The following is a 24,018-nucleotide window of genomic DNA, read 5'->3' on the forward strand; positions in this document are numbered from 1 at the left end:
CTGGTTTTTGCTAGAATAGCCTTCACTGACTAAGGAGTCCTTCATGCGTGATTTTTCCCGATTATTGCTGGCCGGTATCTGCGCGACTGCGATAGCGTTACCAGCGTGGGCAGCTGCCCCAAAAGATGCAGAACTGCTCGAAGAGGTGCCGTCTCCGCCCAAGGTGATTGAAGGACAACCGATAGACCAGCCGACCGTCAACAAACGCAAAGATGGCGAAAACGATATTGAGGAATACAGCCTCAACGGCGAAGTGTATATGGTGAAGGTGACACCACCAAGTGGCAAGCCGTACTACCTGCACCGCGAAGACCGTAATGGTGACTGGGTGAATGATGGCCCCACACGTCCCCTGTCCGTTCCTAAATGGATTCTGTTCCGATTCTAATCCTGAACGCCTGCCTTGATTGGCAGGCTAGCCTATCAATATGTCTGTTTTTACCACGCTGAATTTGGATGAGGTGCGCCAGTGGCTGGCGCCTTTTAATGTCGGTGAGTTGCACACCTTACGTGGCATTGCTGCCGGGATCACCAATACCAATTATTTCGTTGAAACCAGTCAGGCGCGCTTTGTGCTGACGGTGTTTGAAAAAAATGATTTTGACGAGTTGCCTTATTTTGTGCACTTGATGACGCATCTGTCGCGGCATGATATTCCGTGTCCCAAACCAATTGTGGACCAGAATAACACTGCCTTGCATCGCATTCACGGTAAGCCCGCCTTGATGGTGAGTTGCCTGCGAGGGAGCGATGTCAGCCAGCCCAATTTAAAGCAGATTGAGGCGGTGGCACGGACATTAGCGCGAATGCATGTGGCCGGGCTGGATTTTCATGAGCAGTCGCACAATCAACGTGGCCAAGGCTGGCGTGTCATGACTGCGCAACAGGTGATGCCTAAACTGGCCCCGGTCCAGCAGCATCTGCTACAGGAAGAACTGGAGTTCCAGCATGGACTGGATTTGTCACGATTGCCACATGGCGTGATTCACGGTGACCTGTTCCGTGACAATGTGCTTTTTGATGGCGATGTGCTCGGCGGGTTTATTGACTTTTATTATGCCTGTCATGATGTCCTCGCCTATGATGTGGCCATTGCGGCCAACGAATGGTGTGTAGATAGCACCGGCAACTTTGTGGATGAGAAACTGGCGGCATTCATGAATGCCTACCAGTCCGAGCGGCCATTTACCGAGGCTGAAAAAACCCATTGGCCTGCCTTGTTGCGCCGGGCTGCCTTGCGCTTCTGGCTCTCCCGCCTGTATGATTTTTATTATCCGGTGGCGGGTGAGCTGACACATGCAAAAGACCCGGCGCATTTCGAGCGGGTGCTGTTAAATCGTAAAGCGTTGACTTAATATCAAGCGTATCAAGGGAGAGACATGACTGAAACCGGAAGCCAGCGCGGCTTGCGCTGGGTTAAAGAAAGCCTGGCCTTATTCAGAACGCAGCCACATGTATGGATGCTGTGTTCACTCGCCTATATCGTGATTTTCATGGTGTTGCCATCGTTACCCATGCTGGGCTTCCTCGGCTTGGTCTCGGTTGTGATCTGGCCCGTGTGCATGGCGCTGGTGGTCATGCTTTACCGTCAGGTGGATTTGCAAGGCCGTATGGCTCCGCGCGAAGTGATTGAGCATCTGCAACAGCATTTCAAACCGCTGGTGCTGCTGGGTGCCAGTTGCCTCGTCTATGCCATATTGGCTACTTATTTGCTCAGTAGTGAGCTGGCTTCGCTTATTTCACATGCGCCGACCAAGGCAGGCATGACAGAGTCGCAAATGACACAATTTCTGGAAAATACGCTGTCATTTATCGTCAAGGTGATGTTGCTACTATTGCCACTGTTTATTGCCACCTGGTTTTCGCCCATGCTGATTGCATTAAATGGCTATCCTTTGATCAAGGCCATCAAATCGAGTATTGCCGGCATGCTGCAATATGCGCTGCCCATGGCGGTTTCCTGGCTGGTCATGACCGTAGGCATGCTGGTGGTGATGCTGGGCCTGGGGCTGGTAATCGGCATTCTCGGTGCCTTGATTCCGATGCTGGCACAGCTGCTGATGCCATTGTTGGTGTTTGCCGCCTTGCTGGTCATTAATGCCTTGATGTTTGCCTTTCAATACATCAGCTATAAGGATGTATTCAGGGCTGCGCCACAAGTTTAGCCATGACGCTTAATCGTTAGGCAAGGCGCTCATCCGCTGCCCGGCTGGCCGTTGGCGCCAGCCGCCAGCGTTCTATAAACAGGCTGTTGCCTACAATTTTCTTGGCCTGTTTCTTGGCATTGCTCATGGCGCCTGCCACTTCGTGATGGCTGGCAAATGCGTCCGGATGCACTTGTACCGCGCCGATGGACAAGCTGCCAAACGGGTAAAAATGCTCATTCCCCAAGCGATCTTCTATTCGTATACCGCCTTGCTGGATATCTTTCAGGTCATAAAAATCCGGCATCACCTTGACGATGGTGTCCAGGATGTCATTGCAAGTGGCCTCCCAGCCTTCGCTCTGGAACACCAGTACAAAGTCGTCGCCACCAATATGGCCGACAAAGTCATGTTCATTGTTCACCTGGCTGCTTAACAGGCGGCCGACAAACTGGATCACTTCATCTCCACGACGGTAGCCATAGGCATCATTAAACGGTTTAAAGTGGTCTAAATCACAATAGCAGGCGACAAAGGGGATGCGGCGCTCCAGCAGCTTATCAATATGGGCATTGATAGGCACATTGCCCGGGAGCAACGTGAGTGGATTGGCATAGCGCGCGGCGTGGATTTGCATGTTGGTGACTTCGCGTAGCAGAGCATGCCCACTCCCCATGCCTACATACCGCTCACCATCAGCAATGATAAATCCATTAAGCAAGTATTTAGGGTCTGCGGCCAGGATCAGTTCACTCATGGCCAGGATAGACATCTCTTTTTGAACGACCAGGCAGTTGGCGTCCATAAATGTGGTGCATGGCTTCTTGCCATGTAATTCTTTTTGGTAGCGTCGCGCAAACCGGTCTATGGTGTCGTAACGGCTGATCAAACCAATCGGTTTTGTCTGGTGATTAATCACGGGAATTGAATTGAGCGTATTTTCACGGTCAAACCAGTTATACACTTCCTCATTGGTCATTTCGGGAAAAGCGGCCGTTTGGTAACTGGCCAGACTAATGACCGTGGCCTGTTTTGCAGTATTCTGATGTTCCGCAAACAGGCGGATAATGTTTTTATTGAGCAGGTTGTTGACCTCCTCAGTCAGGACATACTGAAATTTCGGGAACGGTCGTCCAAACAGGTAGCCCTGCGCAAAGTCTATTTTCAGGTCCTTGATCACCGCCAATTCTTCTTTGGTCTCAATGCCTTCGGCAATGGTCAGCGTATTGGATTCAACCGCGATTTTCTGGATGCCGCGCACAAACTCTAGCTTGATCGGGTCGTTGTGTATATTGGCAATAAAATGCTTGTCGATTTTGACATATTCGGGTGAGAGTTCAGACCACAAACGCAAACCGGATGTCCCCTCGCCAAGGTCATCCAGCGCAATCTTGAAACCCAGTGATTTAAAGCGGGCGACCCCGTCACGGAGTACGGCATAGTCACGGATGGTAGAACTCTCGGTGATTTCAATCACGATATCACTGGCTTTGAGCCCGCTACGTGCGAGTTGCGTCAAGCCAAAGGCCAAATGACTGTCGATGAGTAGCAAAGCGTCTGGGCTGAAGTTGACAAATAGTGGATGCGACCGGTCGCTACGGCTATATTCATTAAAAATGACTTCACGAGCCGTGTATTCCATGTCGATATTCAAACCACACAGGCTCGCTGCATTAAACAGGGCAATCGGTGAGTGTAGTTTGGATTCAACAGGACCCCGTATCAATGCTTCATGGGCAAATACACGCGCCTGTTTAATATCGACAATCGGTTGAAACAGCGGTAACAGGTTCTTCTGCGCAAGGATGGTCTCGACTTCAAGCTGAGGAGGGGCATATATCATGCAAGCAGTATCGACTGATTTAACTGCTTCTTGATTAAAGCTATGCAAAGGGTTGATGAAATATTTGTGACAATGTCTCCAGAATCAAGGCATTCTTAGACTTGCGTTGTTAGTGACTTTGTAGACGGACAATGATTCAGTTAAATCGACCACTCTTTGCTTGAGCGCACTCAGTGTTTAGCAATTCATGCAGCCCATGAAATACGGTTAACAGGCCCTAAACTTTTTCCAGCTTGGCGTATTCCAGCATCAATGTTTTGAGACCTGCGCTGCCAAAATTCACTTTCACGGCCAGGTCGCTGGCATTCCCTTCATAGCTCACCACTACGCCTTCACCGAATTTGCTATGGCGCACGCTTTGGCCTATCTTGAATGGATAATTGGCCTGTGCGCTTGCAGGTTGTGCGGCAGGCATGGCATATTGACCGCCGGCTGCATAAGGTTTGGATACTGGTTTGCTATTCAGGCGTTTGGTCAGTTCAGCCGGAATCTCGTCCACGAATCTTGAGGGAATGCCATAACGGACTTGACCATGCAGCATGCGACTTTGGGCATAGGTGAGATAGAGCCGCTGGCGTGCACGAGTGACGGCAACATACATCAGGCGACGTTCTTCTTCCAGCCCGCCATTTTCGTAAGCGGCCTGGTCATGCGGGAACAGGCCTTCCTCGACACCGCTGATAAACACGCTCTGGAACTCCAGGCCTTTGGCGGCATGCACAGTCATCAATTGCAGTGCTTCATGACCAATATCAGCCTGGTGGTCGCCTGCCTCAAGGCTGGCATGGTTCAAAAACTGCGTCAGCAGGTCAGCATCTTCATCCATATTATGATGATTGCCCAAATCCTGCTTGCTAAAGGCGACGGCAGCCGTCACCAGTTCCTGCAAGTTTTCGATGCGGTCCTCACCCTCTTTGTCATTTTGGTAATGTGCGATGAGTCCGCTCAGGTTGATGACCATTTCTGCCATTTCACCCAAGGTGATGCCATAGCCCTGATCCACCATCTGCCGGATCAGCGCAACAAACCCCTCCACGCCTTTACTGCCAAGCTTGCCTTCCCCCACCTTGTTGGTAGCAGCCTGCCACAAACTGCACTCGTTCTGGCGTGCAGCCTCCTGCAATTGCTCCAGGCCGCGTGCACCAATCCCGCGTGGCGGAAAATTGATAATGCGTAACAAAGCGGTATCATCATTGGCGTTGGCAATCAGGCGCATATATGCCAGCGCATGTTTGATCTCGGCACGTTCAAAAAAGCGCAGGCCGCCATACACACGATAGGGGATGTTGGATGAAAACAGCGTGTGTTCAAGAATGCGTGATTGCGCGTTGCTACGGTAGAGCAGGGCCATCTCGCCTAATGGAACCCCTTCTTTTTGCAGCATGTTCACTTCATCGACAATGAATTGTGCTTCGTCAGTATCGTTATAAGCCTCATAAATGCGAATCGGTTCGCCTTTGCCAGCCGAAGTCCACAGGTTTTTGCCCAACCGGTTCTGGTTATTCGCAATGATGGCGTTGGCTGCATCGAGAATATTGCTGTGCGAGCGGTAGTTTTCTTCGAGTTTGACGATATTCTGCACATTAAAGTCGCGCTGGAAATCATTCATATTGCCGACGCGTGCGCCGCGGAAAGCGTAAATGCTCTGGTCGTCATCACCCACCGCAAAAATACTGTTATGTGCGCCACCGAGCAGTTTTAGCCAAAGGTATTGCAGGCGGTTGGTATCCTGGAACTCATCGACCAGGATGTATTGAAAACGTTGCTGATAGTGCGCGCGGATATGCGGTTCACGTTCCAGCAGTTCATAGCAGCGCAATAACAGTTCAGCAAAGTCGGCTACCCCTTCACGGTTACATTGCTGGTCGTAGGCGGCATAAATTTCACGCAATTTCTGACTGTGGCCATCGTAGGCATCTACCGCATCGGCTCGCAGGCCTTCTTCCTTGCAGCTGTTGATATAACCCATCACCTGTTTGGGCGGATATTTCTCATCATCCACATTCATCGCTTTCATGACGCGTTTGATGGCTGACAGCTGGTCGGCGGTATCTAAAATTTGAAATGTATTCGGTAAGCCCGCTTCACGGTAATGCGCGCGCAACATGCGGTTACACAGGCCGTGAAAGGTGCCTGCCCACATCCCACGCGTATTGATCGGCAACATGCTGGTCAAACGCGTCAGCATTTCCTTGGCGGCCTTGTTGGTAAAGGTTACCGCCATCAAGCCCATCGGCGAGGTTTGCCCGGTCTGGATCAGCCAGGCAATGCGGGTGGTCAGCACACGGGTTTTGCCACTACCGGCGCCTGCCAGAATCAATGCAGAGACATGCGGCAGGGTGACCGCTTGCAGTTGTTTGTCGTTGAGGCCCTGAAGGAGATTGGTTTCAGATTGCATGTCTTATTATCGCATGACGGGTATACCGGTTGAGTGAAAAATATCTGCACCCAACCTGAAGGTGGTTGTTAAGTTGTTGGAACTTTTTAAACAGTCTATTGCTCTTACCAGTACGATGATGATGAATCATCTTTCCGCTTCTTTCCTCCCTGAGCGGAAGCCTTTACGATGAGGCCTGTTGCCCCGATTTACCCCTTAATCGGGGCTTTTTTTGTCTATTGCTTTCATACGCCGCCAGGAAAGCCAGTTTGTCGCCAGGCTTCATACAGCAAAATCGCCGCCGAGTTTGACAGGTTCAGGCTGCGGCTATGCGGCAGCATGGGTAACCTGACCCTGTGTTCAGGCGCAAACTGTGAGCGAATGTCTTCTGGCAGGCCGCGTGATTCCGGCCCAAAGACAAATACATCTTCATCTTTGAATTGCAAGTCAGTGTGACGAGTGCTGCCTTTGGTGGTGAGCGCAAACATGCGTTTGCCCTGTAACGATTGCTGGCATTCGGCCCAGTCTTCGTAGACAGTCAGTTCAGCGTATTCGTGGTAATCCAGCCCTGCCCGTTTGAGATGTTTGTCCGAGAGTTCAAAGCCCAGCGGCTTGACCAGATGCAGTTTGGCGCCGGCATTGGCACATAAACGTATGATATTTCCTGTATTGGGCGGAATTTCTGGTTCGAAAAGCACGATATGAAACATTTTTTGCAGCTTGTTTACAAACGTAGGATTAAAATGTTGGTGATATGATAGACGAGAAAAGTCTATAAAGATAAATAATTACAACGCCATGGCTCGTCCCGAGAAAATTAGATTAGGTGAAATTCTGGTCAGGCAGAATTTCATGACCCAAGCAGAGCTTGAGCAGGCGCTGGAAGAGCAGCGCAAAACTGGCCGCCGCCTGGGTCGCGTCATTGCTGAAAAAGGCTACGCAAATGAGCGGCAAATTGCCGAGGCCGTTGCACATCAGTTGAATATCCCATTTTTGGACTTGGGGCAGTACGAACTGGATGTGAAGCAGGTTCAAAAGCTCCCTGAAGTTCAGTCGCGCCGTTTCCGCGCCATTTTGCTCGAAGAGCGTCCAAACAGTTTCCTCATCGCGATGGTGGACCCATCGGATGTCTATGCGTATGACGAACTCGTCAGGTTGCTTAAGCGCGATATTGATATTGTAGTAGTGCAAGAAAGTCTGCTCATGCAGACCATAGACCGTTCTTATCGCCAGACCGAACAAATTTCCTCACTTGCACTGGAGTTGCAAGAGGATCTGGCTGCTAGCAATGTGGATCTCGCCAGCCTGATGGGTGTTGACCTTGGCATTGACGATGCACCAGTGGTTAAGCTGTTGCAAACCATTTTTGAAGATGCCGTGCAGGTACGAGCTTCCGATGTGCATATTGAGCCACAAGACAACAAGCTACTGATACGTTTCCGTATCGATGGCGTGATGCACTTTCAAACCCAGGCGGATATCAAGATTGCTACTGCGCTGGTGATGCGTCTTAAAATCATGGCGGGTTTGGATATTTCTGAGAAGCGCTTGCCGCAAGATGGCCGCTTTGGTTTTACCGTTAAAGGGCGGGCGGTAGATATGCGTATTTCCACCATGCCTACGCAATACGGTGAAACTGTGGTCATGCGGTTGCTGATCCAGACCACCGGACATTTTCAGCTCGACAAGCTAGGTATGCCAGCAGATTTACTGGTACGTTTTCGCAAGATGATCAACCGCCCGAGCGGGATGGTGCTGGTTACTGGTCCGACCGGGAGTGGTAAAACGACTACTTTGTACTCTGCACTGAGTGAACTGAATACCCCAGAAACCAAAGTGATCACTGTGGAGGATCCTGTCGAATATCGTTTGCCAGGCATTATCCAAACCCAGGTCAATGAGAAAATTGAACTGGACTTCCCCAAGTTATTACGCGCCATTTTGCGTCAGGACCCTGACATCGTGCTGGTGGGCGAAATGCGTGATGAAGAAACCGCGCAGACCGGTTTGCGTGCCTCCATGACAGGCCACCTCGTGCTTTCTACTTTGCACACCAATGACGCGTCTACTGCGCCTGTGCGTTTGATTGATATGGGCGTACCTAGGTTTATGGTGGCCATGTCTTTGCTTGGTGTCATGGCGCAACGTCTGGTAAGGCTGATATGCCCGCACTGTGCTGCAGAACATACGCCTACCGAGAATGAAACGATTTGGCTCAGTCAGGTGCTGCCTGATGCAACGCTACCGACTAACTTCCGCCATGGCAAAGGTTGCCAGCATTGCAATCGTACCGGCTATCTTGGCCGCGTCGGTCTTTATGAATTCCTTGAAATGACAGATGAACTGGCGATGGCTGCCAATATGCCGGATACCAATGTTTTCATCAAAAAAGCGCGTGAACGCCTCAAAGGCAAGACGCTGCGCGACCAATCTCTGCAATTGGCCATTGATGGCAAAACCACGCTGGAAGAAATCATGCGTGTGGATAATCAATTTGAAGAATAGCCTTTATGCCATTATTTGAATACAAGGGGCGGACCGAAGATGGCATGATGGTGACCGGCGTACAGGAGGCCGCGGATGTTGACGCATTGGGTGCTGCTTTAATTGGCACCAGGATTACCCCGGTTGAGATTAAGCCTAAAAAAGCAGGTGCGGTTGCCATTAACCTGTTTGAAGAAAAAGTCACTAGCCTTGATGTCATGATCTTTAGTAAGCAGATGTATACCCTGCTTAAAGCCGGTATTCCTATCATGCGTGCATTGGCTGGCATACAAAGCTCGGTAGGTAATCAAAAATTAGCGCAAGTGGTGGGGCAGTTGCGCGTGAGTCTGGACTCCGGCCGGGAATTGTCAGTGGCGATGACTGAGCATCCTAAGGTCTTTGACAGTTTTTATATCAGCATGATCCGGGTGGGCGAAACGACAGGTAACCTGGATAACATTTTTCTGCGTCTGTCCGAACATATCGAGTTTGACCGCTTTATGCGTGGGCAAATCAAGTCGGCTTTGCAATATCCTATGTTCGTCTTGACCGCCATGGCCATCGCCATTGTGGTGATTAATGTCATGGTGATCCCTCAGTTTGAAAAAGTGTTTGCCAGCATGCATGCGGATTTGCCATTTATCACCAAAATGCTGATCGCTTTTTCAAACTTTATGCGCAATTACTGGTTTGTGCTAATTGGCATGATTGCTGGGGCGGGCTGGTCGTTTAAAACTTATGTTAAAACGGCAAGTGGTCGGTCAAACTGGGATCGCATCAAGATGCGCATCCCGATTGCCGGAAAAATTATTTTTAAAGGCACCATGGCGAGGTTCGCACGCAGTTTTGCTTTATCCACTCGGAGTGGCTTGCCGATTCTGTCAGCTTTGCGCCTAGTGTCTCAAACGGTTGAAAATGAGTATATCTCCGCCAAAATATTAAGCATGTCTGCAGGCATAGAGCGCGGTGAAACCATCTTGCGAACGGCCACACAAACAGGCGTATTTAATTCGCTAGTTTTGCAAATGATCGCAGTAGGCGAAGAATCTGGTTCGCTGGATACATTAATGCAAGAAATTGCCGATATGTATCAAGCGGATGTTGAGTACGACGTTAAAACCTTGGGGGCGCAGATTGAACCTATTTTAATCATGTTCCTTGGGGCACTGGTGTTAGTGCTCGCGTTAGGGGTGTTTTTACCCATTTGGGATATGAGTTCGGTCATGTTGAAAGGGAGTTAATGATTTCTTTGGAACTGTCAGAGATGGACCAAAATTGTCTGGCACAGTCTTTGCTAGAGGTGATTTAACGCAGTTATAACTTGCCACTGTGATGATAACGGCAGGGAATTTTGATTAGGAGTTTAAGTAATGAAAAAACAAGCGGGCTTTACATTGGTTGAGTTGGTCGTAGTAATCGCAGTATTGGGTATTTTGGCAGCGACAGCGTTGCCTAGGTTTGTAAATGTTCAGTCGAACGCGAGGGTGGCTGCAGGTAATGGACTCGCTGCGTCATTACGTTCCGCCGCTAATCTTGCACGCGCCTCATGGGTTGCGGCTGGAAGTAACGCAGGTGCATTGCAAGTGACCATGGATGGTCAAGTTGTAACCGTTAACGGTACAGGCTATCCAACAGCTGATGCGGCGGGCATTGTTGCTGCCTTGCAAAACTTAGATGCACAATTTACACCTTCACATCTGAATGGTGTTTCTACTTTTCAAGTGGGTACTTTTGCTCAATGTACTGTTACTTACACTGAGGCCACAGGAGTGGTTAGTACTGCAAACTTGACTCCCGCAAGGTGTGGCTAATTAATAATGAAGGACACTCTAGGGTTTACCCTTGTTGAGTTGGTCGTCGTTATCGCTTTGACCAGTATTATGGTTGCAGTAGCGACTCCCAGATTCGCAAATGGTGATATCTTTGAAACCCGCGGTGACGCGGGTTTACTTTCATCTACGCTGCGCTATGCGCAGAAAACGGCGATTGCCCAACGTCGAAATGTGTATGTGATTCATAATAATGCATCGCCTGATACAGTGAGCTTGTGTTTCGATACTGCATGCAATCAGACGGTGATTAATCCCGAAACGACGGCTGCATATATCTTTACGAGCAGCAAGAATGTAGATGTCAACTCTGACAATCCCAGTCTTGGGTTTGATTCACTTGGTCGAGCCATCCCGAACTCAACGGTGAGTTATCAAGCGATCAACAGAAAGAATAACGCGCAATCGGTGACCGTGACTGTCGAGGCGGACACCGGATACATACACTGACGAGTCGGCCAGTGACAGGCTGGATAATAATAATGCATCACAACAAACATTACTCTCACAGACAACCAGGCAAACCTGGCATGTGCTCGCAAGCGGGTTTTTCATTGGTGGAGATGGTCGTGTTCATGGTGATTGTAACCACCGCCATCGCCGGTGTCATCGGTGCGCTGTCTTTTATGGGGCGCCATTCTGCAGATCCGCTGGCGCGTAAACAGGCAATTGCGATTGCTGAATCTCTCATGCAGGAAATTCAACAAATGCCTTTTACGTTTTGTGACCCTGATGATCCCAATGCGTCTACTGCCACGGGGTATGGTGATTGCGCCAATCCACAAAACGCGACCTTAAATGGCCCTACACCCTCTACAGAGAGCCGTTACAGTGCCACTGATCCATTTGATAATGTGGCCGATTATGGTGGATTTGCCATGCCTGGTGGCGGATGTGCCGGGATTTGCCGTATTGGCAACGTCACTGCTCTGCCGGGCTTAAATCCTTATGCCGCTTCAGTTGCAATTAGTCAGGTCGGCGCGAGTGGTGCATTTTCAGCGCTGCCCGCAGATGCGGTATTGCAGATTGTGATTACGGTCACAGGCCCTGCAGATACTACAATCCGGCTGACTGGATACAGGGTTCGTTATGCGCCGAGAATTTAACCAACCTAAAACCATCTCAGGCTTCACTTTGGTCGAGTTAGTCATCGTTATTGTTGTGATGGCAATTCTCGGTGGCATTTCCGTCACCTTTATCAAAAACTCCATTCTGGCGTATGTGAATTCTGAGGCTTATTATGAGCTCGCCGATCGCGCCGATATCTCATTGCGCAGGATGTCACGCGATATCCGCAATGCGTTGCCAAATAGCGTCTGGGTATCTGCTGATAATTCCTATGTAGAGTTTGTGCCGATCAAAGCCGGAGGTCGTTATCAGCAGGATACGCTAGATTTTGTCAGTGCGAATGCTACTTTTACCGTGCTTGGTGACCCTGTGCCTTCAGTGGTTGCTGGTGACCAGCTGGTGATTTATAACCTTGGTATTGAAGGGGCAGATGTTTATGCAGGTGATACGATTCGCTCTTTAACGAGCACTGGCAACAATCTCAACACGCTGTCATTTAGTGGATCAGCCTTTCCATTACCCTCCCCAGGGAGCCGCTTTTATGTGGTGAACGGGGCCGTTTTTTACGTGTGCGATTTAGCCAACCGCCGTCTATTGATGTATTCAAACTACGCGATTCCCTCTGCACACCCCTCAAACTTTGCCGGACTCACCCCAAGTATCGTTGCGCAAGATGTCACTGGCTGCAGTTTTACTTACACCGAAGGTGTGATGCAGCATAGCGGAGTGGTGACGGCTCAGTTGGAGCTCAGTAAAAATGGCGGTGTGGTGCGCCTAGTTAACCTGATTAATGTGGTGAATTCGCCATGAAAAATACGCTTCATCGCATGAAAGGATTTATGTTGCCTGTGGCAATATTTTTGATGGTGATTTTGGCTGCGTTGGTGGGATACTCCATGCGGCTGTCATTGTTGGCCAATCAAGGTACGATACAGGACGTGCAAGGTGCGCAAGCTTATCTGGCGGCTAAGGCTGGTGTTGAGTGGGCGGCTTATCAGGTGATTGCCCCGGGGTCGAGCTCGATGCAAACCTGCCCAACACCGCCAGATCCATTTACGATTAACGGCTTTACGATTGCACTGACATGTCATCAAACAACTCCGATGCCGCAAGACCGGGCGGGGACACAAAATATCGGGATGTATACGATTACTGCGACCGCCTCAAAAGGAGTCGCTGGCGCACTGGATTATGTTGAGCGCAAAGTCACTGTGAGCTTAAGTCGGTGCTTAATGGGCGCAGAAGAGTGTAGTTAAAGGAAAATGAGCAATTTGAAAAGGATGAGAGCAACCATTATATGGCTACTATGTCTGTGTAGCATTTTGATCTGCGCAAGTGTGCAGGCAGCGACCGTGACTTTGAATGCCAACGGGGGCTCCAACTCGACCAATGGTTTGAAAATCTTTATCAACGATAACTCACAGATTCAAGTGCAAAGGCTCAACAGCACTGGTCAGTTATATCAGCCAGACCGAACACCTGCCAATAGCAGGTTAGATAATGGGATTTATATTCGGGGAAATAACCAGATTTATGGCCCGGATCACTTTGCCTACAACGCACCTGCCAACTATACCGCGCAAGCAATGACAGCGGTATCGCCTGCCAATGCATCAGCAGGAAACGCCCAGACAACCCGTTCGCAGTTCACTGTTCCCGGAAACAATGTCGGCGGCGGGCCACAAGTAACAATAGATTGGAGTTACACCTATCCGTATGACTTTGTGACTGCAAAGGTGACGATTAATATTCCTTTGTTGTATCCCGTTAGCACCAGTAATCCAGTGCGTTATTACCATGTGGTGGATACCTATTTAGGTGGCTCTGACTGTGGCTGTGGGGTTCGATATGTGGATAATAATGGCAAACAGGTGGCCGGGACATACCCATATGCAGGAAACTGCTCATCTGGAAGTGGGTCAACCAATATTGCCTGCCCCTCTAGTACAGCGCTGCCTGCCAATCTGGATGTGGTTGAAAGTTTCAGGGAGCGAGATGGAAATTTTAGCCGTTATTGTGTAGGTAATTATCAAACATTTTGGTCCAATAATAATTCCACGGCTTGCGCGATAGCTAAAACAGGCCAGTTAGCAAATACAGTCAATACCACCTTAACAGACACTGGCGCGGCAATTGAATATGACTTTACATCGCCTGGCATCCATACGTTCAGCTATGACTTTGTGGTTGGTTCCACGGTAGTCCCAGACTACGATCATCTGGAAATCCGTCACCCAGGCAGTTCTTCTTTATGTCCGGTTGATGTGCAGGTGATGGCTTGTTTGGTTTCTACAATGCCTTGTCCGGATGATCAACTCATCAACTCAGGTAGCCTTACAGGGACGCTGACCATTTCTCCCAGCTCTCCCACCGTCACGGTGACCCCGGATGCCCAGTTTGATGTCGGGAATGCCGGCACCATTGACATCCTCACCTTACAGGGCAGCTCTGCAGCCACTTATACCTTGGGAGCAAGCGGACTCAGTAAGGGGCCGATGAATGGCATCAAGTGCTGGAACACAGCGAATAACTCGCAAAGTTGCACTTTTACGATGACGAGCACGGCTTGCGTGAGTACATTTGAGTGCATGGAAAGTGGTTTAACCTACAATAATCTTAAAAACAATACATCTGCGCGTAACCCGCTTTATACCAAAGTACTTGGGCAGTCTTTTGATGTGGACGTGGTCGCCCTATTGTCCAGTGGTGCACAATCAAGTGGTTATAACTCGAGTTTAAAAGTTGATCTGGTTACCGATAGTAGTAACACGTGTAGCAATAATATTATCGTGACCAAAGATGTCAGTTTCACTGCCTCGGATGGTGGACGTAAAAAAGTGACTTTTAGCGCAACAGATGTGACGCGTGCTTATCCTAATTTGCGTTGCCAGGTTAGAGACACCAGCCAGAACAAATCGGGTTGCTCGTCTGATAATTTTGCAATCCGTCCTCAGTCTTTATCCATTACCAATAGCAATACTGTGCAATCCGCTTCACCAACAGCTACCGCGACACCCACCTTCCGGGCTGGAGCTAATACCTCGCCCAATGCGGACAAGTTCAGCCTGACCGCTGCAAGTGGGGAGCAGGGCTACAACGGTACCCCGAAAATTGCTAATGCCTTATTGCAGGCTCATCCTGGAGCCCCCGCGGTTGGTATTGTGACTGGTGTATTTGCTGCAGGTAATGCAGGAGCCAGTACAGGGGACAACTTTGCTTACTCTGAAGTCGGGCATTTTAAAATTCTACCGCAAGGGCTTTACGATGATACGTTCACTGCTGTAGATGTATCCAAAGGTGACTGTAATAATAATTTCGATAATGCGGGGGACGGATCGCCCAAAAAATATGGCTGCTTGTTTGGCAATACGACAGACACCAACTACTTTGGCCGCTTTAAACCTTCTAGCTTGAGGGTAGATGCTTCAGCCGTCACGCTGGCCTGTGGCAATTTTGTGTACTATGGACAAGATACAACGCCTACCAGTGCCGCGCCGGGGATAATCACTCCCTTTACAATTACAGCCCTCAACTCGTCGAGTGCAACGACACAAAACTATACCGGTGATTATGCTCGCATGGCCTTAAACGATTACACCGTGTATCACTTTAGCGCGTCTCCAGCGAATGGCACGACGCTTAGTCAAAGTGCTGCCAGTCCGGCAATCACTAAAATCGCAGATAATACGACGCCGGTTTGGAGTAATGGCACTACCAATGTTCGTGTCAGACATAAATTGTCTCGACCTTCGACTGCCGTCAATCAACAAAACGTGGTGATTTCAGCCGAGTTGCGAGACAGTGATAATGTCAGCTCGGCGATAACTGCATTGAACGGTGGCGGATCACCATTTCGTTATGGCCGTTTAGCCGTCATCCCCGCCCATGGCTCTGAGTTATTAGCCTTGCCAGTACCGATCGAGGTGCAATATTACAAAGATGGCTTTTATGTGCGTAGCCAGGGTGATGCATGTACGACAATTGATAGCAGAAGTATCGTCATGAAAAACTACAAGGGTAACCTGACTGCGTGTGAGACCTTTTTGAATGGTACATATACTGCTAATAATGGTCTGGTGAATGCGCTTCTTGCTGCCCCGAAGGTTGGCTCAGATGGGAGGCCTAATGTTGGTAGTGTTGATCTTGAAGTGAATCTTGGAGATACTGTTTCAGGGGAGATCACCTGTCAAAGTAATGCCAGCCCGGTCAGCGCTATCAACGGAGGTAGGGACTGGTTCGGTACAACAGATCCAGTAGGACGAGCTTCCTTTGGCATCTACAAAGCGCCTATTATCTACATGCGTGAAAACTTCCAATAACTGCCAAACCACCTAAATCAGGTGGTTTTGTTGTTTTATTCTCCCATTTAATCGCAAGTTTCAGGCACTAAAGTTGCTCCCATAAATAAGGCATGGGTGCATGTTTAAGACGAGCTGGTCTTAGATACCATACTATCCCTTAAGTCATGTGACGCATACGAAGAGGATGTTAAGTAGGATTTTTTGTGTATACTTATTTACGCTATGCTTTAAGTTTATAATTTTGTACATTGATTTTAAATAAAAAATTACTGTGAAAGACAGTCGATTCTCTATGGAATGGTTTAAACGACAAAAGAGCAAGCAGCAAGTGGGGGTCAGCTTTACCGAGATGCATATCAGTACAGTTGCCCTTACGCCGCCCACAGAAGGGAGCAAACCGGTCGTTTCATTTGCCGCTGTTGAGCAAATGCCGTTACATGCTACTTCCACATTACGTCACTTTGTGACCAAAAATGCCTTGAAGTCGATGTCGTGTAATCTGGTTCTTAATGTGGATCAGTACAATATTGTACAAATTGATAAACCGAACCTGCCTGATAACGAGGTAAAGTCGGCCTTGCGATGGAAACTCAAAGGTCTGCTTGATTATTCTGTAGACCAAGCGGTTGTAGATGGTGTCGACCTGCCCTCAGATCCCTCAGTGGCAAATCGCCAACCTTTGATGTTGGCGATTTGTGCTAAAAAGGCCACGGTGAATGAAGCCGGGAATCATTTGGTCGATGCCGGATTCAACCTGCGCTCGATTGACGTGCATGCATTAGCACAGCGGAATGTCGCTCACTTGCTGGAGCATGAGGAGCGTGCCCTGGTCATGCTGAGTATTTTGCCTCGCGGCTGTTTGATTACGTTTACAGCCAAAGGCGAACTTTATCATACGCGTCTGATTGAGCTTGACCGCGACTTTTTGAATGACCGTGACGAGATTTACCGGACTAATTTCGACAAGCTGGTGCTGGAGCTTCAGCGCTCGCTTGATAGCTTTGACCGTCAGTTTCCTTTCCTGAGTTTAAACCGCATGGTGGTGGCACCTGTGGCTCATCGCGATTATCTGGTGAGTGGCTTGAGTTCCAGTCTGTATGTCCCAGTCAATGTGTTTAACCTGGAAGATATTGTTGAGCTACCTGCCAATCAGGACTTTTCCAGTATGGAGAAACAGGCCATGCTCATGCCTGCTCTAGGCGCAGCTTTGCGTCAGGAGGTGGCCGTATGAGTCAGCAAATTAACCTGTATGAAGGTGGTGGCGTTAAAGCCAAAGAGTGGTTTAGCCTGCCTATGGTGGCTGCCGTTTATGTACTAACTGCGGTGGTGATGTATTACTTTTATACCGGACTCGCTGCTGAAAACGAGCAATTACAAGTGCAGCGTCACCAAGCCGTTGCACAGTTCGAAACCATGCAGAAAAAAGTGGAGGAGTTTTCGAGAAAGGCGAAGCCTATCGATAACACCAAGCTTGAGGCTGAGTTAAAAACGTTAAAAGCGCAACTAGAGATGCAGACCCAAATTCTGCTCATTTTTCAGCAGTCCATTTCAGAACAATCGGCACACCTGATTGACTACATGCGTGCCTTTACCGGGCAACAGCAACCTGGCGTTTGGTTAACCGGTTTCAAGGTCGAGCCTGCTATTCAGCACTTGACACTCGCCGGGCAAGCGTTGCAGTCAGAAGATATTCCAGCTTACCTGGATTTGCTCTCTCACCAGTCTGTATTTGCCGGGACTGAGTTCTCCGGTATCCAGTTCAAACAACTCGAGTTGCACCAGCCGCAGTCGCGATCAGGCGGAAATGCTGGAGCCCCTGCCGCGAGTCCGGCGCCTGCGCCAGTGGCAGAGAGTGCTACTGTCTCGCCTACAGGTAAAGATGGTGGCGCTCCGTCCGCGCCTCCGGCCTCAACCGCGCCTGTTAATCCACAAGCTGAGAATAGTCTTTCGACTCCAGCGACAGAAGTTTTGCCTGGACTCAAAGTGTATGCCTTTGAGGTCAAAGGCCGTGATACACAAATCATAAACAAGGTGGTAAGTGGCATGAGTTGGGATGAATTTGTCCGCCAGACGGTGCCATCACAGCCTGGTAAGCAGAGCGGGGGGCAGTAACGCATGCGATCTGAAAAACTTCAGGCAATCAGTCAAAAATGGCAAGCGCTTTCCATGCGTGAACGCTGGATGCTGTTTGGCACCGGCTTATTTGCCGTGGTGGGCTTGATGGATACCTTTTTGCTGGAGCCACAGCGGGTGCAACTAGCCAGTATCCAGCAAGAAATTCTTAAGATACAAAACGATACCACTACCCTGACCGAGCAGCTGACCAACATAGCAGCCCAAGCAGCACCGCAGCCAGCGACTCAGGCCTTTCAGCATGAGATTGATGACACCAGGCAAAAAATGGCCAGCCAGGCAGATGAGTTGCTCAAGGTGTCAGCTTTTATGGTCCCACCTCAAGCCATGGTGGAGATGCTGAAAAAACTGTTGCAAAAGCATACCGATGTGCAAGTGATTGAGATGCAATCCTTGCCTGTGGTGGATTTTATTGAAACGCGCAGAAAGTTATTGCAGGCGCAATCCGCGCCAGGCACTGAAGCGTCATCAACCTCGGAGGAAGCGTGGAAAAACATGCCGCATGTCTACCAACATGCCGTAAAAGTCCATTTAAAGGGGCAATATTTTGCGTTGATGGCCTACAGCAAGTCCCTGAAGGCGATTGGTCGTACGCTGGCTTGGGAAAATGCCGAACTTAAAGGTGGTTACCCTGAAAGCGAATTGATTTTTCAAGTGTATACCCTTAGCGGGGAAAATGCATGGTTGGGGATATAGCATGCGCATATTCATGACATGGATGATATTGGCTATCCTGGCACAAAGCCATGCGGCCGAGCAAATGATAGACCCTACGCAGCCACCCGCAGCCGTACTGCCATACTTGCCTGACGTGCAAGCGGAGTCTGCACAGGCTTGGCAAGTGACAGCTATCCAGGATAACGGCAAGAGTGGTTTTGCGGTGGTGAATGGGCAACTGGTGCAGCTGGGTGAAGCTTACCAGGGTTTTAGGTTGATTTCTGTGAAACATCAGCAAGCGACGCTTATCAATAAAAATGGTGAAAAAAAAGTTCTGGGTGTGGGATTGGCCAGTTTTGTGGTGCCAGCGCAACCGCCTGCACAGGTGAAAAAAACCAAACAGGCAAAAACAATTAAAAAATAAAGTGAAACGCCTGTAACTGGCTAAAAAGGCCGCCAGGTGAATATCAATAGAGAGACTGCTATGAAAACTTTAGTGAATACTTTGGGTGTAATGATGATAGGGGCCGGGTTGGCGGGATGTACGAGTAACCCATTTGCACCAACGAACCCCTCTATTAATCCTAAAATACAAAATGAATTGGCGACGGCCGCGGCCAAGGCGCAAGCGCAAGTGACACCACCTCCCAAAGAGGTCACAGATGAATTGTTTGAGCCACTTAAGATCGAGCCGCCTAAAGCATTGGCGAAACGCGTAGAGCCAAGATTTGACCTGGTGGTGAATAAAGCGCCGGCCTCACAAGTGTTGATGGGGATTGTTTCAGGCAGCCCATACAGTATTGCATTGAGTCCAGAGCTAAAAGGCGAGATCACTATTAATTTGCGCGATGTGACCTTGTTTGAAGCACTGAATGCCTTGCGTGACCTATATGGATATGAATACAAAATGAATGGGAAGCAAATTTTTGTGGAGCCACAAACGTTGCAAACCCGTGTCTTCCAGGTCAACTATATTACCGGCACCCGTAAAGGTACTTCAGCCACCCGCGTGACCTCTGGTACTGCTAGCGGATCTGGCGCTGGTGGCGCGGTTGGGGTAGCTGGTCAGGCAGCGGCGATTACCGGAGCGGCAACTGGTGTGGGTGCCGGTGCGGCTGGCAACGGAGTCCCCGGGGCGGCTGGTGCGTCCAATCTGCAGGTCTATGCTTCTGACGTGAGTATGCGCACCAATAATGATTTTTGGGATGATATTGGCATTTCACTCAGCAGCCTGATTGGTGAAGAAAATGGACGTAAAGTGGTGATCAATGCCCAGTCTGGTCTGATCATGGTGAAAGCGATGCCTAAGGAGATTCGTCAGGTTGAGAAGTTTTTGAGTCTGATGCAGGTAACCGTGGATCGCCAGGTGATTCTGGAAGCCAAGATCATCAAGGTGCAACTGAATAGAAACTCGCAACAAGGCATTAATTGGGCAGCAGCCAGAAACATCCGTGGCCGTGATTACACCTTTGGTAATGTGAACGGCAATACCACGCTGGGAGAAACTGGCACACTGACCAATGGTACATTGAGCAGTACGGAGCCGGGCGCGCTTATAAACAGTGACCCGGTGTCTATAGGTGGCTCGATGTTTGCATTGGCAGTTCAAGGCAGAAACTTCTCTGCCTTGCTTACCTTTCTAGAAACACAAGGTAATGTAGAGGTGCTTTCCAGTCCTCGTATTGCCACCATCAATAACCAGAAAGCGGTGCTTAAAGTAGGGAATGATGCATTTTACGTGACCAATGTGCGCACCAATGTGACAACCACTACTGGCGGCGCCGTGGTGACGCCAGATATCCAGTTGCAACCTTATTTTTCGGGCATCTCACTTGACGTGACGCCACAAATTGACAAGGACGACAACATCATTCTGCACGTACATCCATTTATCAGTGATGTGACCCAGGTCAACCGCACCGTAACCTTGTCCAGCGCGAACGGTGGCACATATACGATTCCGACAGCCTCTTCCAACATCAATGAGACAGACAGCATTGTGCGTACCAAAGATGGTAGCGTGATTGCAATTGGTGGTCTGATGTCAGAGTCAGTCGATAATACACGTACCAAGGTGCCTGGATTGGGAGATGTGAAGTTCTTGGGTAACCTGTTCCGTCAAAAAGATTTGGCAACCACCAAAACGGAGCTGGTGATTTTGCTGAAGTCTACCGTAGTCCGCAGTGGCGAAAGCTGGGCGCAAGATATGCTTGAAAGCCAGGACCGGGTGGATAAACTGAAAAGTGACGTAGCTTTTTAGGATAAGGTATGTACCTGCAACATTTTGGCCTGAAGGAATATCCGTTTACCATCACGCCGGATACCAGTTTTTATTATGCAACGCGTAGCTTGCAAGAGGCGCTGAATACACTGTTGATCGCAATACAGTCTGGCGAGGGGTTCGTCAAAATTACTGGCGAAGTAGGCACTGGCAAAACCCTGTTGTGCCGCCGCCTGCTCAAAGCGCTGGCACCCCATTGCAGGGTGGCATTTATCCCTAATCCTTACCTTGATCCGCATGCCTTGCTCATGACGCTGGCCACCGAGTTTGGCGTGGCATTCAAGCCAGACTTTACTCATCATGACATGATAGACGCCCTGAACCGCAAGCTACTGACCTTTGCGGAAGAGGGACAGCATGTGGTGGTGTGCCTGGATGAAGTGCAAGCCATGCCGTTGGAAACCCTGGAAGCACTGCGTTTGTTAAGTAACCTGGAAACCGAGAAGCGCAAGCTGATCCAGGTGGTAATTTTTGGTCAGCCTGAACTTGAAGAGCGCATCAATCATCCTTCCATACGCCAGTTACGGCAACGTATTGGTTTTGAATATCACCTCAAGGGCCTGCAATGGTCGGAGCTAGGGTTTTACCTGAATCACCGCATGCACGTGGCCGGCTATCAGGGAGGCATGATTTTTAACCCTGCCAGCCTGCGTCTGCTATACCGCTATGCCAATGGTATACCACGTCTGCTGAATATTCTGGCTCACAAATCCCTGCTGTCTGCGTTTGGGCGTGGCCAGCAATCTGTCTCAGCCGAAGATGTCAAGGCCGCCATTCTGGATACACAAGCGAGTGTCAAGGCACAACATCCTTGGTTGGGACACGGTTTTAAATGGTGGCTGACACTACATACTGCCATGGCTGGTTTGGGCCACTGAGTGAAGGATTGGGGAGAAACGCGTGAGTTTAATTAACCAGGTTTTGCAAAACGTCGAGGCGCGCGGGAGCACAGTACTCGATGGCAGGCCTGAGGCGACGGGCTGGGATGCACAGGTCAAACCAGTGTTGTTGCATCAGGGCACTTCTGCCCATGCCTGGATCAAGTGGCTGCTGTTAGGCTGTTTATTATTGGCATTGATCGCCGGTTTGCAGATGAATGGCTTATGGCTGCTGAGTTACTTTCATCCTGCCCATGTGACTGGGCTCGCGAGCAAGACCATGATTCCTAAAGTCACTTCTCCCTCTGCGTCAGTTAAGCAGCCGCTTGAAGCGATGCCTGTTCAGGCTGCGTCACCCTGGGAACCTCCCCAATTAACCAGGTCTTTATTTAGCGCGTGGCAGGCTGCAGGCTCCCCTGCGTCGGCCAGTCCACTGCCTGTGGGCAATCTGCCAATTGCAAAGCCTGCCCCTGCACCCGTGAAGACGGCGGCTACTCAAATTGAGGGCGAATTCACCATAAACCCGGCTGAAACGGTTGCAGCCAGCCCTGTGGTGTCAGTCATTGAGCCGCCATTAGAAGTTGCGAATGCTGCGAAGCTTGCCAAGAATAACGAAGGTGATTCAGGCCACAAAGGCGTGGTTAACAAGCAGCTCCGTCCCGATCAGGAAGTGAATTTGCTGATTCAGCGCGCAGTAGACCATGAACAAAAAGGCCGTCTCAGCGAAGCCTTGGCGACCCTGCGCCAGGCACTCACTACTTATCCGCAGTCGGAAGATGCAAGACAGTTGCTGGCGGCTTACTTGTTCGAGTCCAGGCAGGAAGTTGAAGCTGTGTCGGTCTTGCAAGCCGGTATTAAACAGTATCCCGGGCAAATCGGGTTGGCCAAGTCGCTGGCCAAGTGGCAGTTGTCACATGGACAGCCGGACGCGGTTTTGCAAACCCTCAAACCTGTTGCGAATGCGCTGATCCAGGATGCAGAGTCGCAGTGGATGCTGGCCATGGCGTATCAGCAAACTGCACAACATGCAGCTGCCTTGCCACATTTTGAACGCGCTATCACCTTACAGCCAGGCCGCGCACAATCGATGGTGGCCTATGCGATTTCACTTCAGGCTGCAGGCCAGCAGACCCAGGCCTTGCAGCAGTTCCAGCTAGCCTATCAATTGTCACTCAGCGACAGGCTGTCAGAGTTTGTCAGCCAGCGCATCCGTCAGCTTGGTGGCACGGTGACAGCCCACAGCGAATAGTCCTTGCATGCGAGCCAGGCATGCACTGCTCGTGTTGATCTCAAAAAATTAACTTTTCAGCGTGCGCGCCAGCACCAGTGCCGTTACCCGAATTGCCCCTGCACGTTTTAACACCTTGGCGACAGCATGCATGCTGGCACCTGTGGTCATCACATCATCCACCACCATGACATGCTTGCCATGCCATTGCGCATTCGTGGCAAACGCACTACGCAGGCTACGTGTCCTGGTTTTCATGTCCATGCCAGCCTGGGCTGGCGTATCCACGATTCTTGTACAACCCTCCATCTCTAATGGGACCTGCCATTGGTGATGAGCCTGCTTTGCCAGTTCCAATGCGTGATTGAATCCGCGCTCCTTGACCCGGTTTGGGTGCATGGGCATGGCAATCATGACGTCTGGTTGTGCCAAGGCTGGCAGTGTCGGCAACCGGGCAAACAGCCTATTTGCCAATAAATGCCCCAAAGAAAGTTGCTGATGGTATTTGAACTGATGCAGTAAGCGGTCTAGTGGATACGCGTAACGGAAGGCCGTCAAGGTATGATCAAAAGCAGGCGAATGTTGCAAACAGATACCACATAATGCCCCTGAGGCATTAGGAAGCGCGCATTGTGGGCAACGAGGCGAGTCATACCAGGGTAACATTTCCACGCAATGGGAACACAGGATGGAATCTCTCCTGTGGTCTGCCGGCGCATGACAAAGTGCACATGGCAACGTGGATTCCAGCCAGGACTGCAATTTGCGCATTGGGGTGGTTTGACTAATTTTTAA

General features: G+C 49.9%; 22 protein-coding genes and 1 pseudogene. 18 read left to right on the top strand and 5 right to left on the bottom strand.

Annotated features, from left to right (window positions below; genetic code table 11):
• Nucleotides 1-43 precede the first annotated feature (43 nt).
• From ACJ67_RS02935 to ACJ67_RS02945, 3 genes are read left to right on the top strand one after another with little or no spacing between them, the layout of a single operon-like run.
• Nucleotides 44-388 (top strand): DUF2782 domain-containing protein, encoded by a 345-nt coding sequence (locus ACJ67_RS02935; RefSeq protein ID WP_049637803.1) that lies wholly within the window; start codon nucleotides 44-46, stop codon nucleotides 386-388.
• A gap of 40 nt (nucleotides 389-428) precedes the next feature.
• Complete coding sequence (locus ACJ67_RS02940; RefSeq protein WP_049637804.1) at nucleotides 429-1,355, top strand: homoserine kinase; 927 nt, start codon at nucleotides 429-431, stop codon at nucleotides 1,353-1,355.
• Nucleotides 1,356-1,379: 24 nt separating this feature from the next.
• A complete protein-coding gene (locus ACJ67_RS02945) occupies nucleotides 1,380-2,165 on the top strand; it encodes a BPSS1780 family membrane protein (RefSeq protein WP_049637805.1) in 786 nt (261 codons plus the stop codon).
• Nucleotides 2,166-2,181: 16 nt separating this feature from the next.
• Here the strand turns inward: ACJ67_RS02945 and ACJ67_RS02950 are convergent, their stop codons facing one another.
• From ACJ67_RS02950 to trmL, 3 genes are all read right to left on the bottom strand, one after another.
• The gene (locus ACJ67_RS02950) at nucleotides 2,182-3,987 is read right to left on the bottom strand and encodes a GGDEF domain-containing protein (protein ID WP_049637806.1); all 1,806 of its coding nucleotides are present in this window, start codon (nucleotides 3,985-3,987) and stop codon (nucleotides 2,182-2,184) included.
• 217 nt (nucleotides 3,988-4,204) lie between these two features.
• Nucleotides 4,205-6,385 carry a DNA helicase II gene (uvrD, locus tag ACJ67_RS02955; protein WP_049637807.1) on the bottom strand — a complete coding sequence of 727 codons (2,181 nt, stop codon included), beginning with the start codon at nucleotides 6,383-6,385 and terminating at the stop codon, nucleotides 4,205-4,207.
• Between the two features lie 224 nt (nucleotides 6,386-6,609).
• Nucleotides 6,610-7,074 (bottom strand): tRNA (uridine(34)/cytosine(34)/5-carboxymethylaminomethyluridine(34)-2'-O)-methyltransferase TrmL, encoded by a 465-nt coding sequence (gene trmL, locus ACJ67_RS02960; RefSeq protein WP_049637808.1) that lies wholly within the window; start codon nucleotides 7,072-7,074, stop codon nucleotides 6,610-6,612.
• A gap of 142 nt (nucleotides 7,075-7,216) precedes the next feature.
• Here trmL and ACJ67_RS02965 point away from each other — a divergent pair, with 142 nt between their 5' ends.
• The 15 genes from ACJ67_RS02965 to ACJ67_RS03035 all read left to right on the top strand — a co-directional run bounded on the left by ACJ67_RS02965 (nucleotide 7,217) and on the right by ACJ67_RS03035 (nucleotide 23,244).
• Entirely contained in the window at nucleotides 7,217-8,869 is a 1,653-nt protein-coding gene (locus ACJ67_RS02965) for a GspE/PulE family protein (RefSeq protein WP_049637809.1), read from the top strand.
• Nucleotides 8,870-8,874: 5 nt separating this feature from the next.
• Complete coding sequence (locus tag ACJ67_RS02970; protein ID WP_049637810.1) at nucleotides 8,875-10,089, top strand: type II secretion system F family protein; 1,215 nt, start codon at nucleotides 8,875-8,877, stop codon at nucleotides 10,087-10,089.
• Between the two features lie 129 nt (nucleotides 10,090-10,218).
• Nucleotides 10,219-10,659, top strand: coding sequence for a type II secretion system protein (locus ACJ67_RS15160; protein WP_049637811.1), 441 nt, complete (start codon nucleotides 10,219-10,221; stop codon nucleotides 10,657-10,659).
• 6 nt (nucleotides 10,660-10,665) lie between these two features.
• Nucleotides 10,666-11,127 carry a GspH/FimT family pseudopilin gene (locus ACJ67_RS02980; protein ID WP_049637812.1) on the top strand — a complete coding sequence of 154 codons (462 nt, stop codon included), beginning with the start codon at nucleotides 10,666-10,668 and terminating at the stop codon, nucleotides 11,125-11,127.
• A 32-nt stretch (nucleotides 11,128-11,159) separates the two neighbouring features.
• Nucleotides 11,160-11,783, top strand: a complete 624-nt coding sequence (locus ACJ67_RS02985) for a type II secretion system protein (RefSeq protein WP_197080652.1) — start codon at nucleotides 11,160-11,162, stop codon at nucleotides 11,781-11,783.
• Nucleotides 11,767-12,555 (top strand): prepilin-type N-terminal cleavage/methylation domain-containing protein, encoded by a 789-nt coding sequence (locus tag ACJ67_RS02990; RefSeq protein WP_197080653.1) that lies wholly within the window; start codon nucleotides 11,767-11,769, stop codon nucleotides 12,553-12,555. The genes ACJ67_RS02985 and ACJ67_RS02990 overlap by 17 nt, the downstream gene beginning before the upstream one ends.
• On the top strand, nucleotides 12,552-13,001 hold the full coding sequence (locus ACJ67_RS02995) for a hypothetical protein (protein WP_049637814.1): 450 nt from the start codon (nucleotides 12,552-12,554) through the stop codon (nucleotides 12,999-13,001). The genes ACJ67_RS02990 and ACJ67_RS02995 overlap by 4 nt, the downstream gene beginning before the upstream one ends.
• Before the next feature lie 96 nt (nucleotides 13,002-13,097).
• A complete protein-coding gene (locus ACJ67_RS14960) occupies nucleotides 13,098-16,064 on the top strand; it encodes a DUF6701 domain-containing protein (RefSeq protein ID WP_231587233.1) in 2,967 nt (988 codons plus the stop codon).
• Between the two features lie 274 nt (nucleotides 16,065-16,338).
• On the top strand, nucleotides 16,339-17,277 hold the full coding sequence (locus tag ACJ67_RS03005; protein ID WP_049637815.1) for a hypothetical protein: 939 nt from the start codon (nucleotides 16,339-16,341) through the stop codon (nucleotides 17,275-17,277).
• A complete protein-coding gene (locus ACJ67_RS03010) occupies nucleotides 17,274-18,158 on the top strand; it encodes a PilN domain-containing protein (RefSeq protein WP_049637816.1) in 885 nt (294 codons plus the stop codon). The genes ACJ67_RS03005 and ACJ67_RS03010 overlap by 4 nt, the downstream gene beginning before the upstream one ends.
• A 3-nt stretch (nucleotides 18,159-18,161) precedes the next feature.
• Nucleotides 18,162-18,875: a type II secretion system protein GspM gene (gene gspM / locus ACJ67_RS03015; RefSeq protein WP_049637817.1), complete on the top strand. Its 714-nt coding sequence runs from the start codon at nucleotides 18,162-18,164 to the stop codon at nucleotides 18,873-18,875.
• 1 nt (nucleotide 18,876) lies between these two features.
• Nucleotides 18,877-19,260, top strand: coding sequence for a hypothetical protein (locus tag ACJ67_RS03020; protein ID WP_231587234.1), 384 nt, complete (start codon nucleotides 18,877-18,879; stop codon nucleotides 19,258-19,260).
• A gap of 60 nt (nucleotides 19,261-19,320) precedes the next feature.
• Nucleotides 19,321-21,096, top strand: a complete 1,776-nt coding sequence (gene mshL, locus ACJ67_RS03025) for a pilus (MSHA type) biogenesis protein MshL (protein WP_049637818.1) — start codon at nucleotides 19,321-19,323, stop codon at nucleotides 21,094-21,096.
• Between the two features lie 8 nt (nucleotides 21,097-21,104).
• Complete coding sequence (locus tag ACJ67_RS03030) at nucleotides 21,105-21,995, top strand: ExeA family protein (RefSeq protein WP_049637819.1); 891 nt, start codon at nucleotides 21,105-21,107, stop codon at nucleotides 21,993-21,995.
• A 22-nt stretch (nucleotides 21,996-22,017) separates the two neighbouring features.
• A complete protein-coding gene (locus ACJ67_RS03035; RefSeq protein ID WP_049637820.1) occupies nucleotides 22,018-23,244 on the top strand; it encodes a M48 family metallopeptidase in 1,227 nt (408 codons plus the stop codon).
• A gap of 48 nt (nucleotides 23,245-23,292) precedes the next feature.
• Here ACJ67_RS03035 and ACJ67_RS03040 read toward each other — a convergent pair whose 3' ends face one another.
• Both ACJ67_RS03040 and ACJ67_RS15095 read right to left on the bottom strand, forming a co-directional pair.
• Nucleotides 23,293-23,811 (bottom strand): ComF family protein, encoded by a 519-nt coding sequence (locus ACJ67_RS03040; protein ID WP_255350795.1) that lies wholly within the window; start codon nucleotides 23,809-23,811, stop codon nucleotides 23,293-23,295.
• A 9-nt stretch (nucleotides 23,812-23,820) separates the two neighbouring features.
• Nucleotides 23,821-23,994 (bottom strand): annotated as a pseudogene (locus ACJ67_RS15095) (double zinc ribbon domain-containing protein); the annotation flags it as partial.
• Between the last annotated feature and the right edge of the window lie 24 nt (nucleotides 23,995-24,018).

Source organism: Methylophilus sp. TWE2, assembly GCF_001183865.1.
Taxonomy (GTDB): Bacteria; Pseudomonadota; Gammaproteobacteria; order Burkholderiales; family Methylophilaceae; genus Methylophilus.